Origin of the sequence: Planosporangium thailandense, assembly GCF_011947195.1 — a bacterium.
GTDB lineage: Bacteria > Actinomycetota > Actinomycetes > Mycobacteriales > Micromonosporaceae > Planosporangium > Planosporangium thailandense.
Genome location: NZ_JAATVY010000080.1, coordinates 1 through 1074, shown reverse-complemented (window position 1 = coordinate 1074; position 1074 = coordinate 1). Strand labels below are relative to the sequence as shown.

At 70.1% G+C, this 1074-nt stretch carries 1 protein-coding gene; it reads left to right on the top strand.

Annotated features, from left to right (window positions below; translation table 11 throughout):
* The coding region (gene manD / locus HC031_RS32195) for a D-mannonate dehydratase ManD (RefSeq protein WP_167929232.1) at positions 1 to 1074 on the top strand (1074 nt) is incomplete at both ends.

The following is a 1074-nucleotide window of genomic DNA, read 5'->3' as shown; positions in this document are numbered from 1 at the left end:
GAGGGCATCACCGGCCTGGGCGACGGCACCCTCAACGGGCGCGAACTCGCCGTCGCCTCGTACCTGCGCGACCACGTCGCCCCGCTGCTGATCGGCCGGGATCCGCACCGCATCGAGGACACCTGGCAGTTCCTGTACCGCTCGGCGTACTGGCGGCGCGGACCGGTCACCATGGCCGCCATCGCCGCCGTGGACATCGCCCTGTGGGACATCAAGGCCAAGGCCGCCGGCATGCCCCTGTACCAGCTCCTCGGCGGCGCATCGCGCACCGGCGTCATGGCCTACGGCCACGCCTCCGGCCGGGACCTGCCGGAGCTGTTCGACTCGATCCGCGAACACCTCGAACTGGGCTACCGGTCGATCCGCGTGCAGACCTCCGTGCCGGGCATCAACGCCGTCTACGGGGTGGCCGCCCAGCCCAGCCCCGACGGCACCCGCTACGACTACGAACCCGCCCAGCGCACCCCGCTGCCGGCCGAGGAGGACTGGGACACCCGCGCCTACCTGCGCCACCTGCCCGCCGTCTTCGAAGCGGTCCGCAACGAGTTCGGCCCCGAACTCCCGCTGCTGCACGACGGCCACCACCGCATGACCCCCATCCAGGCGGCCAGGCTCGGCAAGGCCCTCGAACCGTACGACCTGTTCTGGCTCGAAGACTGCACCCCGGCCGAGAACCAGGAGGCGCTGCGGCTGGTCCGCCAGCACACCACCACACCGCTGGCCATCGGCGAGGTCTTCAACACCGTGTGGGACTACCAGACGCTCATCCACGAACAGCTCATCGACTACGTCCGCTCCGCCGTCACCCACACCGGCGGGATCACCGCCCTGCGCAAGCTCCTCGACTACGCCGCGCAGTACCAGATCAAGTCCGGCATCCACGGCCCCACCGACATCTCCCCCGTCGGCATGGCCGCCGCGCTGCACCTGGACCTGGCCATCCACAACTTCGGCATCCAGGAGTACATGCGCCACGGCGCACTGACCAACGAGGTCTTCCGGCAGTCCTTCACGTTCACCGACGGCTACCTCCACCCCGGCGACCAGCCCGGCCTCGGCGTCGAACTCGACGAG